The sequence below is a fragment of the Acidocella sp. genome (assembly GCF_028687955.1).
In the GTDB taxonomy this organism is placed as follows: domain Bacteria; phylum Pseudomonadota; class Alphaproteobacteria; order Acetobacterales; family Acetobacteraceae; genus Acidocella.
This window is the reverse complement of sequence record NZ_JAQTZC010000046.1, coordinates 1-7485: the sequence shown is the minus strand read 5'-3', so window position 1 is coordinate 7485 and position 7485 is coordinate 1. Positions and strand designations below refer to the sequence as shown.

The window sequence follows — 7485 nt, the reverse complement described above, 5'->3', positions numbered from 1 at the left end:
GTAGATTTTTTTCAGCAGGTCGCGCAGCGCGATATAGCCCAGCCCCCGCTGCATCAGATAGGCGATGAGCGGGCTGAGCAGGCGGCGCACCATGGTTTCTACATCTGCGTCCATCGAGTCCTGTGCGATTCCCCTACGGCTGGCATGACCAGGGCCGCGCCCTGAGACTGTGTGACTTTCTTCCACATAGTAGCATACGCTGATTTTGCAAGTGCCGGGCGGGGATGGCCGCTATTCATCAAGCACCAGCCTGAGGACAAATGAAATGCACCATCATTTTTCAACTTATGATTGCGCTTCAATTGCATACCACGCCGCTACCCGCAGGCGTCTGACACCGTTTTGGGACGCCCGCCCGCACCGATTCTGGTTCTGGTTCTGGCGCCAACCGGGATCAGCATGAACAGGAAAGCACCGGCGGGAAACGCAACGGCGAGGAAAACGCCGGCGAGCGAAATATCCCGGTTCAGGATCCGGCATGCCGAGAGGACAAAAACACCCACCAGGGCGAAGAGCGTATAATCAGCCGCCGACATGGATTTGAGGATGGAGATGAGAAATGACAATGGTTTTGGCCTTTCGTGCCGGGCTAGATGGGTAGGTTTGCGGGGGGCTTTGCTGCGCGCCCGGCGGGGGGACTCTGAAGGCTGAATCGCCGGCTAATATATTTCAGCCGGTATTTTAGGCTTTAGGATCGCGACAAAATTATCATCCGTGGGCAAAGAGAGCAGGAAGGGAAAAGATGCCTCCAGGCCGAAGCACGATGCCAGGGCGGTGACGTCGCATCTTCTGAAATAATTGAGATATTCAGGAAAGTTGAATTTATACCAGCGCTTTCCCATGATCCGCCGGTTGATGGAGCCGTAGTTCGAGAGTTTCAGAATGGCGATGCCATCGAGCCTGAGCTTACGGCTCAGCAGTTCAACCACGCGGCGGGCATCAGCGTCTCGCTCCAGATGCGAATGAAGCATCACCCCGGCCAACGAACGGTCGGGAAATCGCGAGAGGCCTTCCACCGCGGTGGTGCTCAGGATCGTGGCGCCAGATTGCGCGGCTTCTGTACGGGCGCGGGCGGAAAGCTCCGGGAATGTCTCCAGCCCATAGATGGAGAAACGCCGCGAGATGGACTTCAGCGTTTCACGGTGGCAGCCGACATCCACCACATTGCCTGAGCCGGGGCCCAGATGATTCAAAAGCTCATGAGGCTGCAGCATGGAAAACATGAACCGCCGCCAGCTTGTCGTACGGTCCACCCAGCCCAGAAGCGCATCGCCCGGATGTGTTGCGGCGCCAGCCGCCAAGGGGGGAGCGGTCAGGGGTGCGTAAGTGAAACCGCAATTCCCGCACGCAACGAGCTTGCGGCCCGTTTTGGCGGCGGCCAGTTCCCGGGCGGCGGCGGCGGTGGTTTCACAGACCAGGCAATCACGCAATGGCGCGGGCCGTGAATTATCCGGCACGGCAGGTTCAGCCAGCATTGCGATCACCGCCGGACGAGACAACCCTACGACGCTTCACCTGGAATGCTCCCATCGCCTCTCTGGACACGCCCGTCTTCATGCTACGATAAGCGCGATTGCGCGGCATATGTACCGGTACAATTTCATATCGTGGAATAAAATCCCACAGTCAAGTGCAGAAAAACCGCCTTGGATTGTACTTATACCAGCCCGCCAAGAGCTTGACTCTCTGGGTTTGGTGGCGGGCTGGTATAAGCTCTTGATTTTGCGCGCGGCCGCCCCACCAGCCCCGCGCGCATACCAGTCAGCCTTAAGGCTGACTGGTATTAAAAATAGACAACAACCCGAAAACCCGGTGTCAGAATTTTTCAGTGAACCCCATGCCCGCGCCAAATTTTGGACTGTTGGACGTCAGGCCACGGGTCAGATAGGTCTGAAAATCAAGCGCCGGGCTGAGCCTGACGGTGTAGGCGGCGATCAGCTGTTCGAATGCCCCCGCCCCGCGCTGAGGCGTTCCATTGTCCAGAAACAACGCGGTGACATAGCCCTGACAGGGCACGACGAGGCTGGCCCCGGCTTCAAATGTTAGTGTGTTCTGCAATTTTAACCCGCGCACGCGCCCGGCCATCCGGTAGCCGGCCCGCGCGTAGGGCAGCAGGCGGCCGGATATGTTCCATTCAAAACGGCCGCCGAACTCGACATCGGGCTGACCGGTGCCAAGCCCGCTGGACCGCGAGGCCGTGGGGATCTTGATCTTCACATAGGGCCTTATGGAGGGTCTGAGACCGGAGGTGTCGAGCACACGGTAGCCGGCGGTAGCCCAGATGTCGCCCAGGCCGGTGCGCCATACGGGGTGGCCGCTGGTCTGGATCACCGAACCGCCGTTGAGCAGCCCAGCGCCCTGGAGGGCGATGTAGGGAATTTCCAGCCGCAGGCGCAGCCTGGCGCGGTGGTATTCCAGGCTCAGCGGCATTTCGTAGACCCGGATGGTATGCGCGGTTCCGAAGGTGCCGCCGAAATAGGACGGCTCCACATTGATGCTGAAGGGGTGGGATTGTTGCGCCCGTGCGAGCGCGGGAAAGCACGGGCCGAGCAGGCAACCGCCGATAAGCAGCGCCGCCATATGGGCGCACCGCCACTTGCGTGGCACAACGCCGGCTTTAGAGGTGGCACCTTGTGGAATTGTCATCTGATGCGGGAATTATCCGGAAAAACAAAATATAGGCAAGCGTGCCCGGGAAACGCGATTATCTTCAGGCCCCAAGGCCGCCGCGACGCGGGATCAGCCCGCGTGCAGGAACAGGCCGATGGTGAGCAGGATGCCGATGGCGGTGATGCTGACACGCAGCACGGTTTCGTTGATCCGCCGGAGCATGTAGACGCCAAGCTGGCCGCCGAGAATGGCGCAGACCGCGACAAGCAGGACGATATACCATTGCACGCGGGTCTGCACGATGAAGATGACAACGGCGGCGACATTGATGACGCCGGCCAGCATGTTCTTGGTCGCACCGGCGTGGCGCACGGAAAGCCCGGCCGCGGTGAGCGCCGCCAGCATGAGAATGCCGATGCCGCCGCCAAAATAGCCGCCGTAGATCGCGATGAGCATTTGCGACACCATGGCGGCGCGCGGGGTGATGTGGGCGGGCTCGTCCTCGGCGCGCTTTTTGGCGACAAAACTGCCCCAGGCGAAAACGGCGGTGGCGAACAGCACCAGATAAGGCACGAGATGGGTGAAAATACTGACCGGGGTGGCGAGCAGCAGGACCGCGCCGATTCCCCCGCCAACCAGGCTGATGCCAACCAGCATGCGGATGGAAAGCCCCGCCGCCCCCTCCACCAGGCTGCGCCCGGCGAGCGAAGTTGTTATCTGACCGGGGAACAGCGCGATGGTGGAGGTGATATTGGCGGCAAGCGGGTTGAGCCCGGTGAACAGCAGGGCCGGGAACACCAGGAACGAGCCGCCGCCTGCCAGCGCGTTCTGCGCGCCCGCGATGAAGGAAGCCAGCGCCAGGAGGATCAACGCCAGGGTCATGCGATTTAAACCAGCGCTCGCAGTTCATCGGCCGGCGGGCGCGCGCCGATCCGGCTGATCGCCAGCGCCGCGGCCCTGGCGCCCAGCACGCCGGCGGCATGCAGGCTGGCACCCTTGGTGTAGGCGGTGAGGAAGCCCGCGGCATAGGCATCGCCAGCGCCGGTGGTGTCCACCACCTGGGTTGGCGAGGCGCCGACATGGGTTTGTGTGCCCTCATGCAGGATGATGCTGCCGGCCTCGCTGCGGGTGAGCACCGCGAGGTTGATCTCGCGCGCGGCATCCGCCGCAGCTTCGGCGAAGTCGTTACGCTGATACAGGCTGCAGATTTCGGCCTCGTTGGCGAAGATAATGTCAACGCCTTCAGTGATAAGACGGCGGAAGCCGTCGCGGTGGCGGTCCACGCAGAACGCATCGGAGAGGGAGAGAGCGGTTTTCTGCCCCGCCGCGCGGGCGGTGCGGGCGGCTTCGGCGAAGGCGGCCTGGGCGGCCGGGGGATCAAACAGATAACCTTCCAGATAGGTGACGGCGGAGGCGGCGATGACGGTCTCATCCAGGTCAGCCAGCGAGAATTCGCCGCCGGCGCCGAGATAGGTGTTCATGGTGCGCTGGCCGTCTGGCGTGACCAGGATGAGGCAGCGCGCGGTGGGGATGTGCGCCTGCAGTGGCGCGGTGGGGTAATGCACGCCATGCGCGGTGATCTCGCGGCGGAATGTCTCGCCCATCTCATCCGCCGCGACCTTGCCGAGGAAAGCGGCGCGCGCGCCAAGTGCGGCGGCCACCGCGCAGGTGTTGGCAACCGAGCCGCCCGAAGCGCTCAACCCGCCCTGCATGGCGGCGGTGAGTTTGGTGGCGGTGTCCGCGTCAATCAGCAACATGCCACCCTTGGGCATGCCGTGGCGGCTTAAAAATGCGTCATCGGTTGGCAACAAAAGGTCAACGATGGCATTCCCGATGCCGGTGATATCGTAACGGGTGACGGCCATGCTGGTCTCTCCAATGGTTTTGCGCCCGGCGATACCACTGCTGGCGCCGCGCGGGCAAATGTTGGGGCCGCATGGCTGAGGTTGTCCCGGGGCGGCGGCCCGTGCTAGCCAAGCTCTACCATTTTTGTGCCACGGAGGATTCGTGTTCAACAAACGCAAGCCTGAAGAGCCGAAACCCGCAGCACCGCCGCTGCCAGCCGCCGAGACTGCGGCGCCGCCAGCCCCGGCAACCGGCGCTGATGACGCCACGACCGCCGTCACGGCTCAATACAATTTCAAGGAGACTCCCATGGCCCGTTCCCCGTTCACGCCGCATATGCCCGCCCCCGCCACCGCCGCCGTACCGGCGCGCTCCACCGTGAGCAGCACCGCCGCCGCACCGCGCGACGACGGCCAGCGCCGCACGCTCGTGGTCGGCCGCGGCATCAGCGTGCAGGGCACCGTGCAGGATGCCGAGCGCCTGGTGGTTGAAGGCACCGTGGAAGCCGCCATGATCAACGGTCTGGTCGAACTCTCCATCGCCCAGGGCGGCTTGTTCAAGGGCGAGGTTGAGGTGGACGAGGCTGAGGTCGCGGGGACCATTGATGGCACGCTGATCGCCCGGCATGCGCTCATCGTCCGCTCCTCGGGCCGGGTGCTGGGCACCGCGCGCTGCCGCCGCCTGCAGGTGGAAGACGGCGGGCAGATTACCGGACGCATCGAGATGATGACCGAAACCGGCATTCCCGCGCACGAGGATTAAGCGCGGCGGGGGTTTTAAGGCCGGGGCGCGTCTCCCGGCCTTTTTTTATGGCTTATGGCTGCATCTACGGGCGCGGCGCGGCGGCGGCCCCATTGCGCCAGCAGAACCGGCGCGGCCATGAGCATGGCGGCCAGGCTCCAGCTCAGGAAATCCAGATTGCCGGTGCCTTCGACAATGGTATCGAGCCCCGCGAACACGGCCAGGGTATCAGCGGCGAGCATTTCCTCCCAGGCGATGTTGCCGGGTCTGTCGCGGCTCCAGAGCCGGATGGCGGCGGCAATGACGGGGATGATGAACACCGGCATGGGGGCATCGCGGTAGCGCCCGGCGAACACCAGCATGACCTCGAAGACGGCGGCGCTGGCCAGGAAGATGAACCAGAGGGAACTGTATGTGAGGGGGAATTTGCCCCGGCGCAGGGCCGCCAGGGTTTGCGCGCCTGTGGCGTCCGGCGGCAGGGGCGCGCCAGCAAGGATGGCGCCCGCGCGCCGGATGACCAGAAACGCGAAGAGCGCTTGCAGCGGCAGATTGACCAGCGCGTCCAGGCGCAGCCAGTTGTCATAAAGCATTGGCAGCGTGCCCATGCAGGCGAAAGCGAAGCCGTTGCCCAGCGCGAAGGCGGGAACCGCCAGGCGCAGGTTCCCAAAGCCCCCGGCCGCGAACAGCAGGCAGCCCGAGAATGCGCCCAGCAGCGCGTACCAGGGCCAGTGCGGATGCTCGATCACGGGGCCGGTGAGCGGGAATTTCAGCTCCCGGTTGGTGGTCCAGATGCCCCAGTTGGCGCCGGCCACGCCTTCGTCCTCATATTTCCAAGGCTGGTCGAAGGCTTCGATCAGGTTGTAGTCCACGCCCTCCTGGTTCGCCAGGGTGACGAAGCGGCGCAGGAACACCGCCTCGTTGACGCGCGAGGGCACGGCGGGGCCGCGCGAACGGCCGCGCGAAGGCCAGCCGGTTTCACCGATGGAGATCTGTTTGCCGGGGAAGAGCGCCTTGAATTCATCCGTGGTGGATTTGATGCTGGCCAGAGCTTGGCTGACGCTGAGCGGCGTGTTCTCCCAGTACGGCAGGAAATGGATCATCACGATGTTCACATGCGGGGCGACCTGGGGGAACTGCTTCCAGAAATGGGTGACATCGGCATAGGCGACCGGTTGTTTCACGCGCGCGTGAACCGCATCGATGTCAGCGATGAGGTCCTGCACCGAGAGATCGCGGCGCAGCAGCACCTCGTTGCCGACGACGACGCGGGTGACGGTGTTGGGGTAGGCGTTGGCCTCGGCAATGCCGGCCGCCATTTCCTTGGCGTTGTCCGCCGGGTTGGAGCTGAGCCAAATACCGAGCCAGACTTTGAGGCCAGCCTGCTTGGCCAGACCCACGATGTCAGTATGGTTGTGGATCGCGGCCAGGGTGGCGGGGAGTGTGCCCTCAACCGAGGAATAGGTGCGGATGCCCTCGGCATGGGTGGCGACCAGCGCCAGATCCTGGGAGATTTCCGCCAGGGTGGGGTAGGTTGTATCCTGTGGCGATTGCCAGGCGCGGTAGGGCGCGTAAGACAAGGAGTTGAACTTTCCCGCTGTCATGGTCACATCGCCTGCCTGGGGTTGATTGGGCGCCTTCCAGAGCAGGAAGGTGAGCAGGCACAGGGCCATACAGGCGGCAAGTGATTTTTTCATGGTGCATGGCTTAGCCGGAGCGCCGCAACGGGGGAAGAGCAATGTCCGACGATACAATCCGCCAGATTTTGACCGGCACGAAGCGTATCGCGCTGGTCGGGGCCTCAGCGAAGCCGGAGCGGGCATCACATGAAGTGATGCAGTTTTTGCTGGGCCAGGGGTATGATGTGACGCCGGTGAATCCGGGGCTGGCGGGGCAGGAGATTCTCGGCCGCAAGGTGGTGGCCACGCTGGATGAGGCGGCGCCGCTGGATATGGTGGAGCTGTTCCGCAAGGCGGCGGACGTGGCCGCGCCGGTTGATGACGCGATCCGCCTGGGGGCGAACACCATTTGGATGCAGCTGGGAATCATCAACGAGGTGGTGGCGGCAAAGGCGCGGACGGCGGGGCTACGCGTGGTGATGAACCGCTGCCCGGCGATCGACATTCCGCGCCTGGGGTTGCTGAAATAGGCCGGGTGGCGGGAGCGGCACATTGGTGTTGCCGCTTGTGGTCAGGATATCTAGTCTTACTGTGTCATAAATTCTTGCCCGATTTGAAAGTGATTTGTCATGTCTGGAGATTCTTAACCGTGGAGGCGGGGTTATGGGTCTCA

General features: G+C 63.3%; 8 protein-coding genes. 2 read left to right on the top strand and 6 right to left on the bottom strand.

From position 1 onward, the window contains the following. Positions 1 to 317: 317 nt before the first annotated feature. From PHE40_RS07480 to PHE40_RS07460, 5 genes are all read right to left on the bottom strand, one after another. Positions 318 to 566: a hypothetical protein gene (locus tag PHE40_RS07480; protein WP_299960253.1), complete on the bottom strand. Its 249-nt coding sequence runs from the start codon at positions 564 to 566 to the stop codon at positions 318 to 320. Between the two features lie 93 nt (positions 567 to 659). Further along, the gene (locus PHE40_RS07475) at positions 660 to 1475 is read right to left on the bottom strand and encodes a methionine biosynthesis protein MetW (RefSeq protein WP_299960250.1); all 816 of its coding nucleotides are present in this window, start codon (positions 1473 to 1475) and stop codon (positions 660 to 662) included. 340 nt (positions 1476 to 1815) lie between these two features. Then, on the bottom strand, positions 1816 to 2580 hold the full coding sequence (locus PHE40_RS07470) for a hypothetical protein (protein ID WP_299960248.1): 765 nt from the start codon (positions 2578 to 2580) through the stop codon (positions 1816 to 1818). A gap of 159 nt (positions 2581 to 2739) precedes the next feature. After that, the gene (locus tag PHE40_RS07465) at positions 2740 to 3492 is read right to left on the bottom strand and encodes a sulfite exporter TauE/SafE family protein (RefSeq protein ID WP_299960245.1); all 753 of its coding nucleotides are present in this window, start codon (positions 3490 to 3492) and stop codon (positions 2740 to 2742) included. Between the two features lie 5 nt (positions 3493 to 3497). Then, positions 3498 to 4475: an adenosine kinase gene (locus PHE40_RS07460; protein ID WP_299960242.1), complete on the bottom strand. Its 978-nt coding sequence runs from the start codon at positions 4473 to 4475 to the stop codon at positions 3498 to 3500. A 289-nt stretch (positions 4476 to 4764) separates the two neighbouring features. Here PHE40_RS07460 and PHE40_RS07455 point away from each other — a divergent pair, with 289 nt between their 5' ends. Then, complete coding sequence (locus tag PHE40_RS07455) at positions 4765 to 5217, top strand: polymer-forming cytoskeletal protein (protein WP_299960240.1); 453 nt, start codon at positions 4765 to 4767, stop codon at positions 5215 to 5217. 14 nt (positions 5218 to 5231) lie between these two features. Here PHE40_RS07455 and PHE40_RS07450 read toward each other — a convergent pair whose 3' ends face one another. Beyond that, the gene (locus PHE40_RS07450) at positions 5232 to 6890 is read right to left on the bottom strand and encodes a glycoside hydrolase (RefSeq protein WP_299960238.1); all 1659 of its coding nucleotides are present in this window, start codon (positions 6888 to 6890) and stop codon (positions 5232 to 5234) included. Positions 6891 to 6931: 41 nt separating this feature from the next. On the opposite strand from PHE40_RS07450, the gene PHE40_RS07445 reads away from it, so the two are divergent. Then, on the top strand, positions 6932 to 7342 hold the full coding sequence (locus tag PHE40_RS07445; RefSeq protein WP_299960235.1) for a CoA-binding protein: 411 nt from the start codon (positions 6932 to 6934) through the stop codon (positions 7340 to 7342). Positions 7343 to 7485: the final 143 nt, after the last annotated feature.